The sequence below is a fragment of the Ruegeria sp. CL7 genome, from assembly GCF_056536445.1.
Map to the genome: position 1 here is coordinate 233466 of NZ_JBQFPQ010000003.1, position 21186 is coordinate 254651.

20 protein-coding genes are annotated in these 21186 nt (G+C 57.9%); 7 read left to right on the top strand and 13 right to left on the bottom strand.

All coding sequences use genetic code 11. The features are described from left to right. The first annotated feature begins 4 nt into the window (after positions 1-4). Complete coding sequence (locus tag ACR0LI_RS11385) at positions 5-1444, top strand: nodulation protein NodH (RefSeq protein ID WP_480718530.1); 1440 nt, start codon at positions 5-7, stop codon at positions 1442-1444. On the opposite strand, the gene ACR0LI_RS11390 is transcribed toward ACR0LI_RS11385, so the two are convergent. From ACR0LI_RS11390 to hslO, 8 genes are all read right to left on the bottom strand, one after another. After that, positions 1441-1959: a L,D-transpeptidase family protein gene (locus ACR0LI_RS11390; RefSeq protein WP_171230125.1), complete on the bottom strand. Its 519-nt coding sequence runs from the start codon at positions 1957-1959 to the stop codon at positions 1441-1443. The two genes, ACR0LI_RS11385 and ACR0LI_RS11390, sit on opposite strands and share 4 nt — an antisense overlap. A gap of 58 nt (positions 1960-2017) precedes the next feature. Next, a complete protein-coding gene (locus tag ACR0LI_RS11395; protein ID WP_480491680.1) occupies positions 2018-2803 on the bottom strand; it encodes an ion transporter in 786 nt (261 codons plus the stop codon). 21 nt (positions 2804-2824) lie between these two features. Continuing rightward, entirely contained in the window at positions 2825-4054 is a 1230-nt protein-coding gene (locus ACR0LI_RS11400; RefSeq protein WP_480718531.1) for a class I SAM-dependent RNA methyltransferase, read from the bottom strand. 39 nt (positions 4055-4093) lie between these two features. Next, positions 4094-5926, bottom strand: a complete 1833-nt coding sequence (locus ACR0LI_RS11405; protein ID WP_209834360.1) for an ABC transporter ATP-binding protein — start codon at positions 5924-5926, stop codon at positions 4094-4096. Further along, the gene (locus tag ACR0LI_RS11410) at positions 5923-7761 is read right to left on the bottom strand and encodes an ABC transporter ATP-binding protein (protein WP_171724017.1); all 1839 of its coding nucleotides are present in this window, start codon (positions 7759-7761) and stop codon (positions 5923-5925) included. The genes ACR0LI_RS11405 and ACR0LI_RS11410 overlap by 4 nt, the downstream gene beginning before the upstream one ends. Before the next feature lie 191 nt (positions 7762-7952). Further along, on the bottom strand, positions 7953-9107 hold the full coding sequence (locus tag ACR0LI_RS11415; protein ID WP_480718532.1) for a CCA tRNA nucleotidyltransferase: 1155 nt from the start codon (positions 9105-9107) through the stop codon (positions 7953-7955). After that, on the bottom strand, positions 9104-9718 hold the full coding sequence (locus ACR0LI_RS11420) for a CoA pyrophosphatase (RefSeq protein WP_480718533.1): 615 nt from the start codon (positions 9716-9718) through the stop codon (positions 9104-9106). The genes ACR0LI_RS11415 and ACR0LI_RS11420 overlap by 4 nt, the downstream gene beginning before the upstream one ends. After that, a complete protein-coding gene (hslO, locus tag ACR0LI_RS11425; RefSeq protein WP_171635385.1) occupies positions 9693-10679 on the bottom strand; it encodes an Hsp33 family molecular chaperone HslO in 987 nt (328 codons plus the stop codon). Before hslO ends, ACR0LI_RS11420 begins: the two co-directional genes overlap by 26 nt. 76 nt (positions 10680-10755) lie before the next feature. Here hslO and ACR0LI_RS11430 point away from each other — a divergent pair, with 76 nt between their 5' ends. Beyond that, positions 10756-11199: an NUDIX hydrolase gene (locus ACR0LI_RS11430; RefSeq protein ID WP_480491670.1), complete on the top strand. Its 444-nt coding sequence runs from the start codon at positions 10756-10758 to the stop codon at positions 11197-11199. On the opposite strand, the gene ACR0LI_RS11435 is transcribed toward ACR0LI_RS11430, so the two are convergent. Then, the gene (locus ACR0LI_RS11435) at positions 11196-12470 is read right to left on the bottom strand and encodes a PP2C family protein-serine/threonine phosphatase (RefSeq protein ID WP_171635382.1); all 1275 of its coding nucleotides are present in this window, start codon (positions 12468-12470) and stop codon (positions 11196-11198) included. The two genes, ACR0LI_RS11430 and ACR0LI_RS11435, sit on opposite strands and share 4 nt — an antisense overlap. A 163-nt stretch (positions 12471-12633) precedes the next feature. Here ACR0LI_RS11435 and ACR0LI_RS11440 point away from each other — a divergent pair, with 163 nt between their 5' ends. Next, positions 12634-12963, top strand: a complete 330-nt coding sequence (locus tag ACR0LI_RS11440) for an Hpt domain-containing protein (RefSeq protein ID WP_170345824.1) — start codon at positions 12634-12636, stop codon at positions 12961-12963. Here the strand turns inward: ACR0LI_RS11440 and ilvA are convergent. Further along, entirely contained in the window at positions 12960-14186 is a 1227-nt protein-coding gene (gene ilvA / locus ACR0LI_RS11445; RefSeq protein WP_480718534.1) for a threonine ammonia-lyase IlvA, read from the bottom strand. The genes ACR0LI_RS11440 and ilvA overlap by 4 nt on opposite strands. Positions 14187-14244: 58 nt before the next feature. Continuing rightward, positions 14245-14892, bottom strand: coding sequence for a hypothetical protein (locus ACR0LI_RS11450; RefSeq protein WP_480718535.1), 648 nt, complete (start codon positions 14890-14892; stop codon positions 14245-14247). 261 nt (positions 14893-15153) lie between these two features. Between ACR0LI_RS11450 and ACR0LI_RS11455 the strand changes: the two genes are divergently transcribed. The 4 genes from ACR0LI_RS11455 to msrA all read left to right on the top strand — a co-directional run bounded on the left by ACR0LI_RS11455 (position 15154) and on the right by msrA (position 18040). Next, positions 15154-16380 (top strand): argininosuccinate synthase, encoded by a 1227-nt coding sequence (locus ACR0LI_RS11455; protein WP_152459598.1) that lies wholly within the window; start codon positions 15154-15156, stop codon positions 16378-16380. Positions 16381-16412: 32 nt separating this feature from the next. Continuing rightward, a complete protein-coding gene (locus tag ACR0LI_RS11460) occupies positions 16413-16817 on the top strand; it encodes a DUF1810 domain-containing protein (RefSeq protein ID WP_480718567.1) in 405 nt (134 codons plus the stop codon). Positions 16818-16896: 79 nt separating this feature from the next. Next, on the top strand, positions 16897-17178 hold the full coding sequence (locus ACR0LI_RS11465) for an SCP2 sterol-binding domain-containing protein (RefSeq protein WP_210093134.1): 282 nt from the start codon (positions 16897-16899) through the stop codon (positions 17176-17178). 259 nt (positions 17179-17437) lie between these two features. Next, complete coding sequence (gene msrA, locus ACR0LI_RS11470; protein ID WP_480620680.1) at positions 17438-18040, top strand: peptide-methionine (S)-S-oxide reductase MsrA; 603 nt, start codon at positions 17438-17440, stop codon at positions 18038-18040. Here the strand turns inward: msrA and ACR0LI_RS11475 are convergent. Beyond that, the gene (locus ACR0LI_RS11475) at positions 18037-18909 is read right to left on the bottom strand and encodes a ribokinase (RefSeq protein WP_171724011.1); all 873 of its coding nucleotides are present in this window, start codon (positions 18907-18909) and stop codon (positions 18037-18039) included. The genes msrA and ACR0LI_RS11475 overlap by 4 nt on opposite strands. A gap of 3 nt (positions 18910-18912) precedes the next feature. Next, positions 18913-21168, bottom strand: a complete 2256-nt coding sequence (locus tag ACR0LI_RS11480; protein WP_480718536.1) for an NADP-dependent malic enzyme — start codon at positions 21166-21168, stop codon at positions 18913-18915. Between the last annotated feature and the right edge of the window lie 18 nt (positions 21169-21186).

Here is a 21186-nt window from a genome sequence, read left to right on the forward strand (position 1 = left end):
GCCCATGTCAGCCCATTTTGATTACTTCGTGATTCTGGCCGCCATGCGCACAGGTTCGAACCTGCTTGAGGCCAACCTGAACGCGCTGGAAGGGGTCACCTGTCACGGAGAGGCGTTCAATCCGCATTTTGCGGGCAGCCTGAAATCCGATCGTCTGCTTGGCCTGTCGCTGGAAGACCGGGATGCGGACCCCGTACGAATGCTCAAGGCGATCAAATCAGCACCGGGTGACATCAATGGCTTTCGATATTTCGAAGACCATGACCCACGTATCCTGAAACCCATGCTGAACGATCCGCGCTGCGCCAAGATCATTCTGACCCGCAACCCATTGGACAGCTACCTGTCGCTGAAAATAGCACAGAAAACGCAGCAGTGGCTGCTGAAGAATGTGAAACGCCGCGTCGACGCGCAGGTTGACTTCGACGCCGACGAATTTTCGGATTACCTGAACCAGCTGCAAGACCATCAGCTTATGGTGCAACGGCACCTGCAAAAGACAGGCCAAACCGGGTTCTTCATTCACTATGACGACCTGACCGAGCTGGAGGTCATAAACGGGCTGGCTGCATGGCTGGGGGTTGAGGGGCGGCTGACCCGACTGGATGATACCCTGAAACCGCAAAACCCGGCGCCGGCTTTGTCGAAGGTCACCAATCCTGATGAACTGAAACAAGCCCTGTGCGATCAGGATCGGTTCGGATTGCATCGGTCAACAAGCTTTGAGCCGCAGCGCGGCGCGTCTGTACCGCTTTATGTTGCCGCTGCAAGGTCTCCTTTGATGTATTTGCCCATTCGGGGCGGGATAGAGCCTCTTATCGTGCAATGGCTGGCTGATCTGGACGGATGTCAGACCGACAAGCTGATCACGGATCGAAATCGCAAACAGGTCCGGTCATGGAAGCAGGGCCATCCCGGTCATCGGCAATTTACCGTCCTGCGTCACCCTCTGGCCCGGGCACATACGGCGTTTTGCAGTCATATTCTGAACACGGGGCCGGGCAGCTATAAGATGGTGCGGAATTATCTTCGCAACCGGCTCAAGCTGCCGATTCCGGGGCAAGTGAGGGACAACAATTATTCTGTCGAACAGCACCGCGAAGCGTTTTCGGGCTTTCTGAACTTTCTGCGCCTCAACCTCAACGGGCAGACACCGGTCCGTGTGGACGGCACGTGGTGCAGCCAGTCCAGGACGTTGGAAGGGATCGCATCCTTCACTCTGCCGGATCTGATTCTGAGAGAGGAGGATCTGATGACCGATCTGCCGAATCTGGCGCGCAGCATGGGGCATTCAAACCCGCCTCAGCCTGGCTCCTGCGCACCGGATGAACCCTACGCTTTGCAGCTGATCTACGACAAAAACCTCGAAGCGCTGGCGGTTGACGCCTATCAGCGCGACTATGAGGCATTCGGGTTCAGTGACTGGGCGCCAAAAACGGCCTAAGGGCGCAGGGTTATCAGCGTACCTTTGTTAACCATCGCGTAAATCTCTTCGATTTCGTCATTCTTGACCGCGATGCATCCAGCTGTCCAATCCCGCTTCTTTTTTGCGCGTCTCCGCTCAGAACGCAGATTGGGTTCACCGTGGATGAAGATATCCCCACCCGGATCAACGCCCGCAGCCTTGGCTTTGGCGACATCCTGCGAGTTGGGATAAGAAATGCCCAGCGATAGGTGATACCGGCTTCTGGGGTTGCGACGGTCGATCAGATAGGTGCCCTCGGGCGTTCTACCGTCACCGCGCTGGTTCTTCGTTCCATTCGGGGCAAACCCCAAATCGACGTCATATTCCTTAAGGATCTTTTCGTTGTGCAACAAGTAAAGTTTGCGCGTGCCCTTGTTGACCACCAAAGAGGTCACCTCGGGTCCGTTGTAAGTCAGAAATCTTGGGCCGCTAGAGGCACAAGCCGAAAGGCTCAGCGTTGCCAACGCGCCTAAACCGAATACTCGACGATCCATGTTTCACTGCCTGCTCTGCTTTTTTTGATCATTATGCCAAAAATTGGAAAAACTGAAATCACATTTTGATGTTCGACTGCTCGGCCAGTCTACGTTCAATGCTTTCCAGCCGTTCCAGAACCTCGTCGCGATAGGCATCGGTTTTAACCTCATCCTCGGCATGATGGGCATCCTGCATCGAATTGACGATCAGACCCACCAACAGGTTCACCACCGCAAAGGTCGTGACCATGATGAAGGGAACAAAGAAGACCCAGGCATAGGGATAGACCTCCATCACCGGGCGCACGATGCCCATCGACCAGCTTTCCAACGTCATGATCTGGAACAGCGTATAAGCAGACAGGCCCAGATCGCCGAACCAATCCGGGAACGTTTCCGAAAACAGCTTGGTCGAGATTACCGAACCGATATAAAACAGAATTGCCATCAGCAGAAACACGCTGGCCATGCCCGGAAGGGCCGAGATGAACCCTTCGACCACGCGACGCAGACGAGGCGCCACGGAAATCACGCGCAACACCCGCAGAATTCGCAGGGCGCGCAGCACCGACAGACCCCCGGCGCTGGGAACCAGGGCAATTCCAACGATCAGGAAATCGAATATGTTCCAGCCATTTGTGAAGAACCTGCGCCCGGTGGCAATCAGCTTCATGGAAATTTCAGCCACAAAGATCGCCAGGCAAAGCCTGTCCAGCGCCACGATCAAAGGACCTGCCAGTTCCATCAGGGTCGGCGATGTCTCCATCCCCAAAAGAATGGCATTGAAAATGATCACGGCCGTTATGAACCGCCCGAAAACGGGCGCTTCGATAATATTCAGCAAACGCTGTTTGGACCCCATGTGTCAGCTTCCCCAGTAAGATCAAGATGCGGCGTTGAGAACAAACCGCGCAGCGAGTTCCGTATGTGACGACCACCGAAATTGGTCAACGACCTGTACCCATTCAAGGGTGTAACCCGCGTTAACCAGCGTTTTTGCATCGCGCGCAAAGGTGACGGGATTGCACGAGACATAAGCGATCACCGGGCGTTGCGCCTGTGCTATCTCGTTTACCTGCGCTTCGGCACCGGCGCGAGGCGGGTCCAGAACAATGGCGTCAAAAGATTTCAGCTCGTCCGGCATCAGCGGGCGGCGAAACAGGTCGCGGGCCTCGGTCGTGACGCGTTTCAGCCCCTGTGCCCTGCGCCAGCCCTGATCAAACGCCTCGATCATGGCGGCCTCGCCTTCAACCGCGTGAACTTCGGCGCTTTCCGCCAACGGCAAAGAGAACGTTCCGCTGCCTGCAAACAGGTCAGCGATACGTTTCGCACCGCGTGTAGCCTCGGAAACTGCCTTTGACAGAGCCTTTTCTCCGTCCTTTGTTGCTTGCAAGAAAGCTCCGGAGGGTGGCGTGACTCCGGCTGCTCCAAAGCGCTGAACCGGCGCATGCCGCATGGCAATAACCTCATCATCCCAACTGAGCCGGGCCAGCCCATGTTTCTCGGTCGCCTGCGCCAACGCCAGTTCCAAGGGGCCGTCCAGCGGCTTGCCACCTGTTACGGCCACATCCAGACCAGCTTCGGACAGTGTGAGCGTGACAGCCAGAACGCCCTTGCGGCTTGCGCCCAGGGTGGCAAGCGCCTCGGCCACGGGAATGGCCACGATCAAGGCCGGGTCAAGCAAGCGGCAATCGGGTATCTCGGTGATCGTGCCGGATGCACGACCGTGAAACCCCGCCAATGTGCCCTTTTTCGTGCGCCTTACGGCAATCGTAGCCCGCCGACGTGACCGTTCGGGCGATGTGTGTATCGGGCGCAGGGGTGCTTCGAGATCCTGCGCCGTCAGCGCCTTGCGGACGACTTGCAGTTTCCAGTCGGCCACAAATGCATCGGATGCGTGCTGCAACTGGCAGCCACCACACGCTTTGTAGTGGCGGCAAGGGGCTTTGACACGGTGTTCGGACGGTGTCTCGACCCGGATATCGGTCAATTGCTGGCCAACAATGGTGCCGCTGACGATCTCGCCGGGAAGGGTACGAGGGGCGTAAACAGGGCCATCGGCAATACCGTCGCCCTGATGTCCAAGCCGTGTGATTATGAATTGCTGCGTCATAAGAGGCCTGATAGCTGGGCTTTCGCAGCAAAAAAACCCTTATTCCGCAGCTTCTGCCTGAATGAACCCGCCCGACTGGCGGTGCCAGAACCGCGCATACAGCCCACCCAGGTCCAGCAGCGCCTCATGCGTTCCGGTTTCGGCGATCCTGCCCTCGTCCAAAACAACAATCCGGTCCATTTCGCTGAGTGTCGACAGCCGGTGCGCAATGGCCAGCACCGTTTTACCCTGCATCACCCGATGCAGCGCGGTCTGAATCGAAGCTTCAACCTCGGAATCCAGCGCCGATGTCGCCTCGTCGAGAACCAGAATTGGAGCATCTTTCAGAATGGCGCGCGCCAGAGCGATCCGTTGTCGCTGCCCGCCGCTGAGTTTCACGCCCCGTTCACCCAGATGAGCATCATAGCCTTTTCGACCATGAGCATCTTCAAGACTCAGGATGAAATCATGCGCTTCGGCCTTTTTTGCGGCCTCAATCATCTCGGCCTCTGAGGCGTCCGGCCGGCCATACAGAATGTTCTCACGAGCAGACCGGTTGAACATCGCCGTTTCCTGCGTGACCATACCTATCTGTCGGCGCAGGCTGTCCTGCGTCACCTGTGACACGTCCTGGCCGTCGATACGAATGGCGCCACTTTCCCTGTCATAGAGCCTGAGCAACAGTGAGACGAGCGTGGATTTCCCCGCCCCGGATGCACCGACGATGCCCAGCTTTTCGCTCGGGTTGACGGTCAGGCTCAAGTCCGTGACGCCACCGATATCGCGCCCGTAAGCAAAGCTGACGCCTTCGAAGGAAATCGACCCTTCGGTCACGTCTAGGTCCTTCGCCCCGCACATATCTTCGACCCGGTCACGCTTGGCCAGCGTTTTCATCCCGTTTTCGATTTCACCGACATTGGCATACAGCCCCATCAAGGTGAAACTGACCCAACCGGTCATCTGAGCAATACGGATCGAAACCGCCCCGGCAGCCACGATATCCCCGGCGGTCGCCATGCCGCCCTGCCACAGCCACAAAGTCGCGCCCAGCAGCAAGACAGGCAGGACACCGGCCAGTGTCATGAGGATGAACCGGAAACTCGCCGACAACTTGCCGAAATCCAGCGATTTTTCACGCAGATCCACCATCGATTCACGCGCCGCCTGATCTTCGAATTTCGAGTGGGCGAACAGCTTCACGGTTTTGATGTTGGTGATCGTATCGACCACCTGCCCGGACACCATCGCCCGCGCCCCGGCCCGCGCGGCGGAACGTTTGCGGATGCGCGGCAGATACCAGCGCACCAGCATGAAATACACAGCCAGCCATGCCGCGAAGGGCAGCATCACCAAAGGATGAATAGACCCTAACAAGAGCAAAGACCCCACCAGAGACGCCAGGGCAAACACAATCGCGCTGATCGTTTCCGACACGACCGAAGCCATGGCGTTCGATGTCTGCATCTGCTTTTGCGCGATCCGACCGGCAAAATCATCGTCGAAATAGGTCACTGACTGACCCAAGGTCCAACGGTTCAACTTGGCCAGAACCAAAGGTGTGATGTTTGGCATGACAATATAATTGTTCGACAAGGATGACAGGCCAAACAGGATCGGGCGAAGCAACATGAAGAAGGCGACCGCACCGAGGATCATCCACATATTAGAAGCGGTCAGAAAATTCTCGGGTCCGCTGGCGGTCGCCACATCAATCACGCGGCCCAGTATCCATGCCGTGACCGCCTCCATCGCGCCTGCAATGGCCGAGAAGAACGCCGCAACAAACAGCATCGGCCACGCCCCGGAAAGGCTCCAGCGGATGAACGCCCCCAACGTCTGCGGTGGGGGCGTTTCGGTGTTCCTGAACGGATAGATGAGGTCGGCAATCCTCATTCAGCGGCCTCCGGGTTCATGAAGCCACCAGATTGCCGCGCCCAGAATTGGGCGTAAAGGCCACCTTGCGCCAGAAGATCAGAATGCGTGCCTTCCTCGACGATACGGCCTGCATCCATCACCAGAATGCGATCCATCTGCGCGATGGTACTAAGCCTGTGGGCAATGGCGATCACGGTTTTTCCTTGCATCATGCCGTAGAGAGTTTCCTGAATTGACGCTTCGACCTCGGAATCTAGGGCGGATGTCGCCTCATCCAACAACAAGATCGGTGCATCCTTCAGGATCACCCGCGCCAGCGTCACACGCTGCCGCTGGCCACCTGACAGCTTCACCCCCCGTTCACCGACATGCGCGTCGTACCCGGTGCGACCCTGCGGATCCTGCAAATCGAGGATGAACTCATGTGCTTCGGCCTGTTTGGCAGCGGCGATCATCTGTGCCTCGGACGCATCCGGACGGCCATAGAGGATGTTGTCGCGCACCGACCGGTGCAGCAACGCGCTATCTTGCTGAACCATGCCGATATGGCTCCGCAGACTGTCCTGCGTGACATCCGCAATGTTTTGATCGTCAATCAGAATTGCGCCACGCTCAACGTCGTAAAACCGCAAAAGCAGCTTTACTAGGGTCGATTTTCCCGCGCCAGACCGCCCGATCAAACCAATCTTTTCGCCGGGCCGGACGGTCAGGTCGATATGGTCCAAACCGCCGGCCTCGCGACCATAGTGATGCGAGAGGTCGCGGATCTGGATCTCACCCTTGCTGAGTTGCAGTGGCTTCGCAGTCGGTGCATCAAGCAAATCGATGGGCTGGGCAATGGTCTCCATCCCCTCGGACACGATACCAAGTTGGCGGAAAAAGCTGGTCAGGGCCCACATGATCCATCCGGTCATGGCATTCAAGCGCAGGGTCAAGGCCGTAGCCGCCGCAACAACACCGACCGAAGCGCTGCCTTGCATCCACAAGGCAATCGCCCAGCCCACAACACCCACGATCAGCATACCGTTCAAAGTGACCAGAACGGCATCCATAATAGTGAAAATCCGCATTTCAATCTGAAATGTCCGACGGGTTTCCTCGATCGCCTCGCGGGCATAGTCCAGCTCTTGCGGGCCATGGGCAAACATTTTGACCGAATGGATGTTGGTATAGCTGTCCACCACCCGCCCCGTGACCGTCGAACGCGCATCCGAGGCCGCTTTTGACGCCGGACCAACACGCTGAACGGTCCAGCGCACCAGCATGGCGTAGAATCCGAACCAGATCAGCAGCGGGATCAACAAACGCGGATCCGCCGCATACAGCAGGATCGCCGCACCGATCAAATAGGCCAGCGAAAAGGAAATCGCGTCAAAAACCTGAAAGACCACTTCACCCGCCGCCGGAGGTGTCTGCATGATCCGGTTTGCAATCCGCCCGGCAAAGTCGTTTTCGAACCAGCCAACCGACTGACGCAACACGTGTTTGTGCGCACGCCAACGGATCAGCGTACCGAAGTTCGGCAAAATCGTATTGTTCAGCAGAAGTACGTCGACCAAATGCAGAAGCGGACGCAACAGCAACACAAAGGCTGCCATCAGCAGCAATTCCGTTCCGTGATTTTGCCAGACCTCTGCCGGCGTGCCGCCCAACAGATCCACGACGCGACCCATGTAGTAGATCAGCCCGATTTCAACACCCGCGACGATTATGGAAACCAGCGCCGCCCAGAAAAATACCCGAATAAAGGGCCGCGAATAATCCAGCATGAAGGGCCACAACCGCGTCGGCGGAGTGTCAGCCTCACGGTAGGCAACAAAAGGGTCAACAAGGTTTTCGAAATAGCGAAACATGGATAGTGCTCCGATTGAGCAGGAAAATAGACGTGCGAAGAAAGATGGCGCCTGAACACCACCCTTTACGGGGCAGGTGTCCCGGCTTTAGCCGAACCAGATCCCGTAATACATTCGCATTCCTCCATCCATGTGACAGGCGCACCTAAGCACAAAGGATCCGAGATGTCATCCCCTTTTGAGACTTCGCGCTAATGTGCCAGCAACTCTTCGCGTGACAGCGCAAAACCGGATGCGATCCAGCGTTTTTCCAGCTCGGCCAACTTCTTGCCCAGCGCCGGGCCGGTGAAGTTGGGGATCAGATCTCTGGCCTGGACAGGGAAACGCGCTGCTGCGCCTGCATGCAGATCGCGACGCAAATCTTCGGACCAGGATTGTTCCAGAAAGGCGCAGCGCAAAAGCGTCTCGTGCAATCCCCCTTCATCGCCATAGCGGTATCCCAGTTCAGCAATACTGGTTTTGGACTGTGCTTCTTCACGCATCCTGATCAGGCGTTGCAACTGCGAACGGCTCAACCGCAATGTCGCGGCATCATCGGGCGAGGCAATGGCTGCCAGGCGACGCACCGGATCGGGATCGGCACCAGCCGCCTGTTCCAGCGCGATCAAAGGGGCCAAAGACCGATCGTCCGCCCCCGGCAGCACACGGGCCAAAACACCGGTACTGCGCATGGTCGCAACGGCAGGGGCCGGATCAGGTGACGCCAGCAATTTCAGCAGCTCTGCCCCGATCCGCTCGCGCGACAATGACTCCAGCCCGTCAAGATTGGCGCCGATGGCGGCCAGGACATCGGGGTCGAAACCGCCATCCGGATCCCCGTACCAGGCGTGAAAACGGAAGTAGCGAAGCGAGCGGAGATAGTCTTCGCGAATGCGGTTCTCGGCGGTTCCGATGAACCGCACCAACCGGGCCTCGAGGTCGGGAAGACCACCCAGAGGGTCCAGCACGGTTCCATCGGGTTGGGCATAGAGCGCGTTCATGGTGAAATCCCGTCGCGCCGCGTCTTCTTCGACATGATCGGAAAAAGCCACGACCGCGCGGCGGCCATCTGTTTCCACGTCACGGCGGAAGGTGGTGACCTCGTGCGGGATGCCCGCGCTGACCACTGTGATCGTACCATGCTCGATGCCGGTCGGAATGGCCCTGAGCCCGGCAGCCTGCGCCAGCTCGACGATCTGCCCGGGCTTTGCATCGGTGGCAATGTCGATATCCGACACTGGTGCGCCAAGCAGCGCGTTGCGCACGCATCCACCCACGAAAAGCGCCTGAGCCCCGGATGAGGTCAGCGCCGAACAGACCTTTTGGGTCGCTGGTTCACTGATCCAGGCTTCGTCAATCAGCATCATTCATTCACCCGTGCAGCAAGCCCGCGCAATATGCGGGCGGTCGCGCCCCAGATGTAATAGGGGCCGTACGGAACTGCGTAGTATCTGCGTCTTTGGCCGCGCCATCGGCGCGACTCGACCAGATAATTCTCAGGATTCAAAAGATGGGCAAGGGGGGTCGAGAAAACTTCGTCCACTTCTCCGGGTTCAGGCACGGGTTGGAACCTGTCCCGCAAAACTGCGACAACCGGTGTCACAGTGAACGAGGTCACGGTCTCATGCGTCGACAGAAATCCCAGGATCTCGGGCATTTCCGGGGGCAGGCCGATCTCTTCCTCAGCTTCCCGCAGCGCCGCAGCCGTAACATCAGCATCGGTTTCGTCCTGTTTGCCACCGGGAAAGGCGATCTGGCCCGGGTGATGCTTCAACGCGGATGAGCGTTTGGTCAGGATAACCTGCGGTGTGGCATCAGCCAGCGAAATGGCCACCAGAACACCGGCGGGTCGCAACCGTCGTCCGGGCGGCAGAACGGTATCCGGGTTCAGGTCAAAGTCGCTGGACCCGTGACCGGGGCGGCGCAGGGCCGCCCGGATCTTTTCAACCAGGTCATGCACCTTTGGGGTCTTCGGCATCGAACCCGACAGTTGCCGGGTCCAACACATAATGAGCCCCGCAGAACTGACAATCCGCGGTGACTTCGCCCTCGGGCGTGGTCATCTTTTCGATATCCTTGGCCGAATAGATCGACAGGCTCTGTCGCACACGATCCTCGGAACAGGTACAGCCAAATTGCACAGATTGCGCATCATAGACACGCGGCTGTTCCTCGTGAAACAGGCGAACCAGAAGGTCGGTCGGCGCAACAGAGGGGCCGATCATCTCCAATTCCTCGACGGTATCCAGCAGGATATTGACGCGACCCCAGTTTTCACCTTCTTCGCCGTCGACCAGATCGGCAGCGGTCAGAATGTCACCGGTTCCTTCGCCCGACGCGGCAAAGGGCGACGCTTTGGGCATGTGTTGCAGCATGATGCCGCCTGCACGCCAATGCTCGCCCACGCCCGGCTCGGTCGATTTGCCGAAGCTCAGCGAAAACCGCGTCGGCAGCTGTTCGGATTGTGCAAAATACGCCTCGGCGCACGCACTCAGTGATCCACCGGCCAGCGGGGTAATGCCCTGATACGGCTGCGTGCCCTCACCCTGATCGATCATGATCGCAAAATACCCTTCGCCCACCTGATCGAACGGTGCGGAATTGGAAAGCCGGTCCCGGTCAAAACTGGCATAAGCCCGAATCTGGGCGGGCTGGCCCTCTTTCTGCGGCGCATAATAGTCGGTTGCGATCATGCGCACCGCCCCTTTGGACTGTACCTGCAACGACAGTTTCCAGCGCAACGCAACCGTTTGGCCGATCAACGCGGTCAGCAAGGCCATCTCGGCAACAAGCGCCTCGACCTGCTCGGGATAGTCATGCTGTTTCAGGATACCTTCCAGCACGCCATCCAGACGGGCCACGCGGCCGCGCATGTCGGATGCATCAAGTTGAAAGGGCAGGACAGTATCGTCCCACGCGATTTTTGTTCCAAGAGACATGGGGTTTCCTTACACGCCACGGGTTGGCATACCGGCACCATATAGGTCGTACAGATCGGGTTGAAAGGGGCCATACATGATCAGGCGGTTCGGTGAAACCCCCGAGACGGGGCGGAAATACACCCGAAGGGTTGGCGTATATGCCCTTTTGCCACGTGGCGGCCAATTGCTGTTGACCTGTCAGACCGAACCGGCCCCGGATCTGCAATTGCCGGGTGGAGGCATCGATCCGGGCGAATCACCGATTTCGGCCTTGCATCGCGAAGTCTATGAAGAAACCGGGTGGCACGTTGCCAACCCGCGTCGCATCGGCGCTTTTCGTCGGTTCACCTTTATGCCCGAATACGATCTGTGGGCCGAAAAGGTCTGCCTGATCTACCGCGCCCGTCCCGTACGCCGCAAAGGCCCGCCGAGCGAGGCATTCCACGAAGCACTGTGGATGAAAGTCGCCGATGCCGTTGAATTGCTGGGCAATGACGGTGACCGGCACTTTGCGGAAATGCATCTCAGTTCGCTTTAAGGCCCGTTATATTCAAAGAAAACGGCGGATACGTCATCCCCAATGCCATCTTTGGGCGAAATCTCCTGGGTCAATCGCCAGAACATGTCGTCCAGAAACTCCGACCCGCCCTTTTCAGAAATGCACTGCTGGGCCATCTGTCGCAAACCGTCTTCCTCTAGCAAACCGCCTTCGGCAAGCTGACATTCGGTAAACCCGTCCGAATACACCAACAGTTTGTCGCCGGGTTTCATGTGAATCTCGATTTGCTGAAAACTCGCATCTTCGATCAGCCCGATCGGCAACCCGCCATCACCCAGAAATTCAGTGCTGCCATCCTGCCGCAGCAGAAGCGGATGCGGATGCCCGGCCTGCACCATCTTGAGATGCCCGTTTCGAAGATCCACAATGGCGTAGACCATCGTGAAATATTCCTCGATCCCCTCATCCGCCATCAATCGGGAATTGAGCATGCTTGCGACGTCTTCCGGAGGCAGCAGTGCATAGAATTTGTTGAACCTCTTTTCCATTGCGACATTTTGATCGAAATGCTTGCTGGAAAGATAACCGCCCAGACGCGCCGTCATCATGGCCGAGGTGATGCCATGCCCGGATACATCTATGCTGTAGAACCCCAGCCGATTGACCCCGGGCGAGAACATGCCAACAAGGTCTCCTCCGATATGGCCGCAGGGTTTCAACAACAGGCTGACCCGGGATTTTCCAAAGCTCCGCGTAAATTCCGGAACCAGCGATTCCTGGATTTTTCGGGCCTGCATGAGGTCCTTGTCGATCGCGTCATGCGCCAGCCTGAGTTCTTCCAGCGCGGATTCGATCAGGCGGTTTTTCTGTGAAAGCTCGCGCTGCATGTCCAGAATGCGCGCGCCTGCGGATATGCGCGCCCGCAACTCATCCGCCTCCAGGGGTTTGATCAGAAAGTCGTCTGCCCCGGCATCCAGTCCGCGCGCAACCTCCTGCTTTTCACTTTTGGAAGTCAGAAGGATGAAATAACAATATTGATCGGTATCCAGGGCGCGAAACGCATTGCAGAACTCAAGCCCGCTCATCCCCGGCATGACCCAATCGCTGAGAACAAGATCAGGCGGATCGTCCAGACAATGCGCCAGGGCCGCATCGCCCGTATCGGCCTCGACCACCTCAAAGCCCCACTTTCTGAGCGATGCAACCAGGATGCGCCGCTGCAAACGGCTGTCATCAACAACCAGCACCTTACGGATCGCGCCGAAATCCAGATCTGATCTGGTTTCCTCAAGACTCGCCCTTGGCACCATTTACCCTCTGACCTGATGCGTTCATTCACACAGGGCGATCCTAGTGGCGACGGTTTTAACATCCGGTGAAGACCGAAGGCCGCAATCCCGCTTGGCTGTTAACCCGGTTTTTACTGGTGTTGCCTATTCCTGAAACCGCATGTTCAACAGCAGGTGACGCAGTATGATCCACTGGGGCAGAGTCCGACAATTGCGGGACGAGGTTGGCCCGGATGAGTTTGATGAGGTGGTCGACATCTTTCTGGAGGAAGTGCAGGAGGTCATCGCCCGCCTGCATCAGGATACAAGCCGGTCCGAGCTGGAACAGAACCTGCATTTCCTGAAGGGCAGCGCGCTCAGTCTTGGATTCGACCAGTTCTCGAAACTCTGTCAGGACGGCGAACGGCAGGCGGCCGCGGGTCAGGGCGAGGATGTCGATCTGCCCGCTATTCTGGCCGTATTTGACAGCTCGAAACAGAAATTCGAGGCTGAGCTGCGCCAGAATCTGGATTAAATCACGAACTGCGCCAGCGTTTCGTCTTCGGTTATATCCGTGTAGGTGAACCCTGCCTCATCCAGATGCGCGAACAGACGCATGAAGTTTTCAGGCTTGCGGGTTTCAATCCCGATCAAAACCGAACCGAAATTGCGAGCCGATTTTTTCATGTATTCAAAGCGGGCGATATCGTCCTCGGGGCCGAGAATACCCAGAAACTCCTTCAACGCGCCGGGGCGCTGCGGCAGGCGCAGGATGAAATACTTCTTCACCCCGGAATAGCGTTGGGCGCGTTCTTTGACCTCGGGCAGGCGTTCGAAATCGAAATTGCCTCCGGATGTCACGCAGACCACGGTCTTGCCCCGTACAAAGCTTTGAATATCGCCCACCGCTTCGATCGCCAGCGCGCCGGCGGGCTCCAGAACAATGCCTTCGACATTCAGCATCTCGATCATGGTGGTGCAGATTCGGTCCTCGGACAGAACCAGCACATCCGACAGATGGCGTGATTTCAACAATTCGAACGGTTTCTCGCCAATTCGGCCGACCGCAGCGCCATCGACGAAGGTATCCACATGATCCAGCGAAACAGGGTGCCCCGCAGCCAAAGCAGCGCGCAAACAGGCACCTCCGGCCGGTTCGACAAACAGACAATGGCTGCGATCCCCGAACCATGTGGCCACGCCAGAGGACATGCCACCGCCGCCAACCGGCAGAACGATATGATCCGGCACACTGCCCAATTGCTCTTCGATCTCGACCGCCAGTGAGGCCTGGCCTTCGATGACATCAGCGTCGTCAAAAGGAGACAGGAAATATCCGCCCTGTTGCGTGCACCAGGCTTGAGCGGCCGCCAGAGTATCATCGAAATAGTCGCCGGTCAGATGGATCTCGATATTGTCGCCGCCGAAAATGCGGGTCTTTTGAATTTTCTGCTGCGGCGTCGTTACCGGCATGAAGATCACGCCGCGCACGTCCAGATGCTTACACATGAACGCCACGCCCTGCGCGTGGTTGCCAGCACTGGCACAGACAAACAGGTCCTGCCCCTGCTGCTTGCGCATGGCATTGAACGCACCACGGATCTTGTAAGACCGCACCTGGCTGAGGTCCTCACGCTTGAGCCAGATATCGGCGCCGTAGCGGTCAGACAGATGGGCATTCCGCTGCAATGGCGTCGCCGGAAACACAGAGCGCATCGCCTGTTCGGCTGCGCGGGCGCGGGTCATGAAATCAGTCATGCCCGTTTCCCTGCCCCATCATCGCGATAAGGGCAAGGAATACATATGTGTACGCCGCTCAGGACAGTTCGCGCTTTTCGATGAAGACGCCGTACATTGTGGTAAAGATACTGACGTTGATCATCGGAAGGATGAGCGTGCCGAAGAACACGGTCAGTAAAACGCCCAGCACCGGTATTATTGCCAAGGCGGCGAAAGCCAGCTGCACCAACACCTGGAACAGGAATGCAACGAGGAGCAGCAACAAGATTGCACCACTGACCCCGGATGTGTTGTTCCATGCCTCACCGAGCGATATGGGATTTCCTATCGCCGCCGCGGGCAGAATAATTGACAGGCGATAGAAGCATACGACCAGAAAAACGGAGTATGCAATCATCAGAATGATCGAAAGCCCTGCAAAACCTTCGCCTAATGCAGCAGCGACCAGACCCATGGGGATATAAGCGATCACCATCAAAATCCCCAACATCAGGAAGCGACCGAAATAGGCAAGAATCCTGTCGAAACGGAATGTCGGAAGTATTCCCGTGGGGTACTCTTCCATCAGGATGAAGCGGTGCCATGACACCGCGATCCAGAACATGGTGACGAACATTACCGCCAGCAAAACGACCACAAAAACAAAGGCTGAACCTGCGGTTACACCCGGTGGCAGATCGACTGCGTTTTCATCCAGCGCCTCAAGCGGAATACCAAGCGCCATGAACACGCCCACGATGATGATTGTCGCAATCAGGGCAGGGCCAACCGTAATCTGCAGCACCTGCTTGATGTTTCCAAATACCATCCGCACCGAATGCACAAATATTTGCCATCCCAACATTTGAAACCGCCCCTTCAACCAATGCTTGTTATTCTCTGCACCCGTTTCACCTCAATTCAGGTACTGCGTCAATCCTCACAACTTGCCCCCACGTCGAAAACCCGCTAGGGGCCAATCGTCTTACGCATAAGGGGAAGTCAGATGTCCGCGCCCAAGAAAGTTGTTCTGGCCTATTCCGGTGGCCTTGATACCTCGATCATCCTGAAATGGTTGCAGACCGAATATGGCTGTGAGGTCGTCACCTTCACCGCCGATCTGGGACAGGGCGAAGAGCTGGAGCCCGCTCGCAAAAAGGCCGAGCTGCTCGGGATCAAGCCCGAGAACATCTATATCGAGGATATCCGCGAGGAATTCGTGCGCGACTTCGTCTTCCCGATGTTCCGCGCCAATGCGCAGTACGAAGGTCTGTACCTGCTGGGCACGTCCATCGCGCGCCCCCTGATTTCGAAACGTCTGGTCGAAATCGCCGAAGCCACCGGTGCTGATGCGGTCGCCCACGGCGCGACCGGCAAGGGCAACGATCAGGTGCGGTTCGAACTGGCGGCCTATGCGCTGAACCCCGACATCAAAGTGATCGCACCCTGGCGCGAGTGGGATCTGACAAGCCGCACCAAGCTGCTGGAATTCGCCGAACAGAACCAGATCCCGATCGCCAAGGACAAGCGCGGCGAGGCCCCCTTCTCGGTCGATGCCAACCTGCTGCACACCTCGTCCGAAGGAAAGGTTCTGGAAGACCCAGCCGATATGGCGCCCGACTATGTCTATCAGCGCACCGTCCACCCCGAGGACGCGCCCGATCAGCCGGAATTCATCGAGATCGGCTTTGAAAAAGGCGACGCGGTCAGTATCAATGGCGAGGCGATGAGCCCCGCGACCATCCTGACCAAGCTGAACGAATATGGCGGCAAGCACGGCATTGGCCGACTGGACCTTGTTGAAGGTCGCTTTGTTGGCATGAAGTCGCGCGGCATCTATGAAACACCCGGCGGCACCATCCTGCTTGAGGCGCATCGCGGCATCGAATCCATCACCATGGACCGGGGCGCGATGCATCTGAAGGATCAGTTGATGCCGCAATATGCGGAACTGATCTACAACGGCTTCTGGTACTCGCCTGAACGTGAAATGCTGCAAGCCGCCATCGACAAGAGCCAGGAACACGTCACCGGCACCGTGCGGGTGAAGCTGTACAAGGGTCTGGCCTCGACCGTGGGCCGCTGGTCGGATCACTCGCTGTATTCCGAGGCGCATGTGACCTTCGAAGAAGACGCGGGCGCCTATGATCAGAAAGACGCCGCGGGCTTCATCCAACTGAACGCGCTGCGGTTGAAACTGCTGGCCGCGCGCGACAAGCGGTTGTCCAAGTGACCGAAGATGACGGTCTGAACGACGAACTGGAAATGTTCATCGAAGCGCAGGATACGGTCTGGGCCGATGTCCTGCGCGAACTGGAACAGGGGCAGAAGACCAGCCATTGGATGTGGTTCGTTTTTCCGCAACTGGCCGAGCTGGGCCAATCGCATATGGCGCAGCTTTACGGCATCGAAGATCTGGATGAAGCCAAGCGCTATCTGAACCACCCGGTACTGCGCCACCGTCTGACGCAAGCGGCCTCGTTGATGTTGCTGCATCAGAGGCGCGACGCCAGCGACATACTGGGCGGGGTTGACGCGAAAAAGCTTCGCTCTTCGATGACCTTGTTTTCCTCGGTGGCAGATGCTCCGGCCGAGTTCCAGGCCGTTCTTGACGCTTTCTACGATGGCGAGCCGTGCGCGCGAACCGTTCAGAGCCTTGGCGCATCGTGATCGGAAGTTCCAGTCGGGTCAGCCTTGCCTGTTCGATACCTGACGTTTTACGCATTCGGTAACTGCGAAAGGAACCCGGATGCTTCAGCATATCGCCGACGAAATTCAAAAAGGCCTGAACGGCAAAACCTTTGACGGCTCATTGAAATTCGATTGTGGCGAGGACGGCGTGATTGTTCTGGCCGACAGTCAGGCATCGACACGGGACCAGGAAACGGATTGCACGATCCGCATCTCGCAGGACAACCTGACCAAGCTTCTGACCGGAAAACTGAACCCGATGACAGGTGTCGCTTTGGGCAAGCTCAAAATCTCGGGCAATATGGGCGTTGCGATGAAACTGGGGCAGCTGCTGGGTTAAGCCGAAGGCAGGTTCACCGCGGAATTCCACCTCGCCGGGGCGCCCTGTCTCTCCGCCAAGACGGCCTGCGCAAGCTGTTCCACTGACATCCGCCGCCGATAAACTTGCCTCACCAGACCGTGACATCAGATGTCATGCAATTGAATGTCATTCGGGTTCGGGTCACCTTGGTGCCGAAAGGAGACCCGACATGTCACGAACCGCTTTTCTGGAAGCCTTCAAACCGGCCATTCTTTTCACCCTGATCACGTTGGCTGCGATGTTGCGCGCTCTGCCCGCCCCCGCGGCAGGGGCCGAAACGCTGACAGTTGCAGGGGGCTGTTTCTGGTGTGTTGAGTCCGATTTTGAATCGGTACCGGGCGTTGTCGGGGCTGTGTCGGGCTATACCGGCGGCAATTCGGCCAACCCCACCTATGATCAGGTCTCCAAAGGTAGCACTGGCCATTATGAAGCGGTTCAGATCACTTTCGATCCGGCCCGGGTGTCACGTGAAACGCTGCTGAACATGTTCTTCCGCTCGGTTGACCCAACGGATGCCGGTGGTCAGTTCTGCGACCGGGGCGACAGCTATCGAACCGCAATTTTCGTCTCTAACCCGAGCGAAAAGGCGTTGGCGGAACAGGCGAAGAAAAATGCAGAGCGGGCATTGGGCCAAAAGGTGGTCACCCCGATCCTGAACGCGGGCACGTTTTACCCTGCCGAGGCCTATCATCAGGATTACTACAAAGGGAACAAGCTGATCTTTACCCGCTTTGGGCCGAAACGTCAGCAAAACGCCTATAAAGCATATCGCAAAGCCTGTGGCCGTGACGCGCGTGTCAAACAGCTTTGGGGTTCAGATGCGCCTTTCGCCGGCTCTTAATCGAAGGACGCGTCGCGCACTTCTCTCAGATCGGGAATGACATCCGCAGTCCCGTGCCGCGTGACCATCAGGGCAGCGGCGCGGTTCGCTTGCAGAATGGCCTGTTCCATCGGCATTCCCCGATCCATTCCAGCCAGTACGTAGCCGGTAAAAGTATCACCTGCCCCGGTGGTATCCACGGCCTGCACCTTGTGGGCCGAAAATTCCACCGGGTCATTGCCCTGCTGCAAATACCGGGCACCTTTTGAGCCCAGCGTGACAATGACATGCCGCACGGGCAGGTCAGCCGCACCCATCCCGGTTTCCTGCCGCAATTGTTCGGCCTCGATCTCGTTCAGGATCAGGAAATCCAGATAGGGCAGAACCGCCTGAACCGCCTGTGCCTGAAACGGTGCAGCGGCATAACACACGGTCAATCCAAGTTTGCGCCCGAATTGCGCAGCTTCGACCTGTGCGTTGGTTTCATTCTGCAAGATCAGCAGATCACCGGTGCTTGCCGATGACAGCGCCTGCCCCAGATGGCTGATATCCAAAGCATGGTTGGCCCCCGGATAGAGGATGATCAGGTTCTCACCCTCGGCGTCCACCGCAATGATCGCGTGCCCGGTCGGCAGATCCACCTCAGAGATATAGCGTGTGTCCACACCATATTCCGTCAGTCGATCCTTCGCCCAGCGCCCATCATGCCCGACGGCACCGATATGGCTGACGCGTGATCCGGCCCGCGCAGCCGCCACTGACATATTGGCACCTTTCCCGCCAAGAAACCGGTCCAGCCCGTGGGCGGCCAGAGTTTCCCCTGGCGCAGGCAGATGCGGCAGGTCATAAACCATATCCGCGTTGATCGAGCCGAGGTTCCAGATTGTCATGGGTTACCCGATGTCGCACGAGGCCAGAATGGCCATGTTCAGAATATCGTTCGCGGTCGAGACGGTCGAGCAAATCTGAATCGGCTTGTCGACGCCCGACAGGATCGGCCCGATCACGGTGGCACCGCCCATTTCCTGCATCAGCTTGGTCGAGATGCTGGCCGAGTGCCGTGCGGGAACGATCAGGATATTCGCCGGACCGGTCAGACGCGAGAACGGATAGGCCGCTTGCTGTTCGACGTTCAGGGCGACATCCACCGTCATTTCACCCTCGTATTCAAAGTCGACGCCGCGCTGATCCAGAACAGCCGGGGCGCGGTGCATCTTTTCAGCACGTTCTGACACCGGATAGCCAAAGGTTGAGAAGCTGACAAAAGCCACGCGCGGCTCCAGCCCCATATGCCGGGCAACTGCGGCCGAACGTTCGGCAATATTCGCCAGATCGTTTTCGTCGGGCCATTCATGTACCAAAGTGTCGCCAATCAGGACAATCCGACCTTTATGCAACAAAGCTGTCACACCGGCGGCACCGTTGGCGGCATCGGCATCAAACACATGGTTGATCCGGTCGAGCACATGCGCGGACTTGCGGGTTGCGCCGGTGACCAGACCATCACCATGCCCATGGGCCAGCATCAGCGAGGAAAACACGTGCCGGTCCCGTGCGGCCAGACGGTGAATATCTTTACGGTCAAAGCCCTTACGCTGCAAACGCTCATAAAGGAAATTCGAATAGGTCTCGAGATGCGCGGTGTTGGCCGCATTCACGACCTCGATTTCACGCACAGCGTCGCCCAGGCCCGTGGCTTCCAGTTTGGTCTTAACATCGTCTGGCCGACCAACCACAAGCGCCTTGCCGAAACCTGACCGCTGATACATGACCGCTGCACGCAGCACGCGGGGATTATCGCCCTCAGCAAAAATCATGCGGCTTTGCGCCTGTCGCGCCCGGGCGTTCAGCCCGCGCAGGATGCTGGCGGTCGGGTCCATCCGGGATTTCAGACTCAGCTCATACGCGTCCATGTCGATGATCGGACGGCGCGCGGCACCGGTGTCCATCCCCGCCCTGGCAACAGCGGGCGGGATACGGTGGATCAGGCGCGGGTCAAACGGCGTGGGGATGATATAGTCCCGCCCAAAGGTCAGCGACTTGCCATAGGCCATGGCGACCTCATCCGGCACATCCTCGCGCGCCAGATTTGCAAGTGCGTGGGCACAGGCGATCTTCATCTCATCATTGATGGCGCGGGCATGAATGTCCAACGCACCGCGGAACAGGTAGGGGAAGCCCAGAACATTATTCACCTGGTTTGGATAGTCGCTGCGCCCGGTCGCCACGATGGCGTCCACACGGACCTCGTGCGCTTCTTCCGGGGTGATTTCCGGATCGGGATTGGCCATCGCAAAGATGACAGGATTGTCAGCCATGCTGGCAACCATATCCTGCGTGACCGCGCCTTTCACCGAAACGCCCAGGAACACATCCGCGCCCTTCATCGCGTCTTCCAATGTGCGCAGGTCGGTTGTGATCGCATGCGCCGACTTCCACTGGTTCATTCCCTCAGTCCGGCCCTGATAGATCACGCCCTTGGTGTCGCAGACGATGCAGTTTTCATGGCGGGCGCCCATCGCCTTGAGCAATTCGATACAGGCGATTCCTGCCGCCCCGGCCCCGTTCAGAACGATCTTCACATCCTCGATCTTCTTGCCCGAGATATGCAGAGCGTTCAGCAGACCCGCCGCGCAGATCACCGCTGTTCCATGCTGGTCATCATGGAAGACCGGGATGTCCATCTCTTCCTTCAGGCGCTGTTCGATGATGAAACATTCGGGCGCCTTGATGTCTTCCAGGTTGATGCCGCCGAAGGTCGGCCCCATCAGTCGAACCGCGCGGCAGAACTCATCCGGGTCTTCGGTGTCCAGCTCGATATCGATCGAGTTCACGTCGGCGAACCGTTTGAACAAAACGGATTTCCCCTCCATCACCGGTTTCGAGCCCAGTGCACCAAGGTTGCCAAGACCCAGCACCGCCGTCCCGTTCGAGATCACAGCGACCAGATTGCCCTTGTTGGTATAGTCATACGCGGTTTCCGGCGCCTCGGCGATGGCTTCACATGGGACAGCCACACCGGGGCTGTAGGCCAATGACAGATCCCGCTGCGTGGTCATCGGGACGGTGGCCTGCACCTCCCACTTGCCGGGGGTCGGGTCGAGGTGAAAGGCCAGCGCCTCTTCTTTGGTGATCTTCGCTTTGGGCATCGGATATGTCGTTTCTTT

Excerpts from the sequence above, each read along its gene's own strand:
- ACR0LI_RS11385 (WP_480718530.1), top strand. The coding sequence starts at position 5 with ATGTCAGCCCATTTTGATTACTTCGTGATTCTGGCCGCCATGCGCACA.
- ACR0LI_RS11390 (WP_171230125.1), bottom strand. The coding sequence starts at position 1,959 with ATGGATCGTCGAGTATTCGGTTTAGGCGCGTTGGCAACGCTGAGCCTT.
- ACR0LI_RS11395 (WP_480491680.1), bottom strand. The coding sequence starts at position 2,803 with ATGGGGTCCAAACAGCGTTTGCTGAATATTATCGAAGCGCCCGTTTTC.
- ACR0LI_RS11400 (WP_480718531.1), bottom strand. The coding sequence starts at position 4,054 with ATGACGCAGCAATTCATAATCACACGGCTTGGACATCAGGGCGACGGT.
- ACR0LI_RS11405 (WP_209834360.1), bottom strand. The coding sequence starts at position 5,926 with ATGAGGATTGCCGACCTCATCTATCCGTTCAGGAACACCGAAACGCCC.
- ACR0LI_RS11410 (WP_171724017.1), bottom strand. The coding sequence starts at position 7,761 with ATGTTTCGCTATTTCGAAAACCTTGTTGACCCTTTTGTTGCCTACCGT.
- ACR0LI_RS11415 (WP_480718532.1), bottom strand. The coding sequence starts at position 9,107 with ATGATGCTGATTGACGAAGCCTGGATCAGTGAACCAGCGACCCAAAAG.
- ACR0LI_RS11420 (WP_480718533.1), bottom strand. The coding sequence starts at position 9,718 with ATGCCGAAGACCCCAAAGGTGCATGACCTGGTTGAAAAGATCCGGGCG.
- hslO (WP_171635385.1), bottom strand. The coding sequence starts at position 10,679 with ATGTCTCTTGGAACAAAAATCGCGTGGGACGATACTGTCCTGCCCTTT.
- ACR0LI_RS11430 (WP_480491670.1), top strand. The coding sequence starts at position 10,756 with ATGATCAGGCGGTTCGGTGAAACCCCCGAGACGGGGCGGAAATACACC.
- ACR0LI_RS11435 (WP_171635382.1), bottom strand. The coding sequence starts at position 12,470 with ATGGTGCCAAGGGCGAGTCTTGAGGAAACCAGATCAGATCTGGATTTC.
- ACR0LI_RS11440 (WP_170345824.1), top strand. The coding sequence starts at position 12,634 with ATGATCCACTGGGGCAGAGTCCGACAATTGCGGGACGAGGTTGGCCCG.
- ilvA (WP_480718534.1), bottom strand. The coding sequence starts at position 14,186 with ATGACTGATTTCATGACCCGCGCCCGCGCAGCCGAACAGGCGATGCGC.
- ACR0LI_RS11450 (WP_480718535.1), bottom strand. The coding sequence starts at position 14,892 with ATGGCGCTTGGTATTCCGCTTGAGGCGCTGGATGAAAACGCAGTCGAT.
- ACR0LI_RS11455 (WP_152459598.1), top strand. The coding sequence starts at position 15,154 with ATGTCCGCGCCCAAGAAAGTTGTTCTGGCCTATTCCGGTGGCCTTGAT.
- ACR0LI_RS11460 (WP_480718567.1), top strand. The coding sequence starts at position 16,413 with ATGTTCATCGAAGCGCAGGATACGGTCTGGGCCGATGTCCTGCGCGAA.
- ACR0LI_RS11465 (WP_210093134.1), top strand. The coding sequence starts at position 16,897 with ATGCTTCAGCATATCGCCGACGAAATTCAAAAAGGCCTGAACGGCAAA.
- msrA (WP_480620680.1), top strand. The coding sequence starts at position 17,438 with ATGTTGCGCGCTCTGCCCGCCCCCGCGGCAGGGGCCGAAACGCTGACA.
- ACR0LI_RS11475 (WP_171724011.1), bottom strand. The coding sequence starts at position 18,909 with ATGACAATCTGGAACCTCGGCTCGATCAACGCGGATATGGTTTATGAC.
- ACR0LI_RS11480 (WP_480718536.1), bottom strand. The coding sequence starts at position 21,168 with ATGCCCAAAGCGAAGATCACCAAAGAAGAGGCGCTGGCCTTTCACCTC.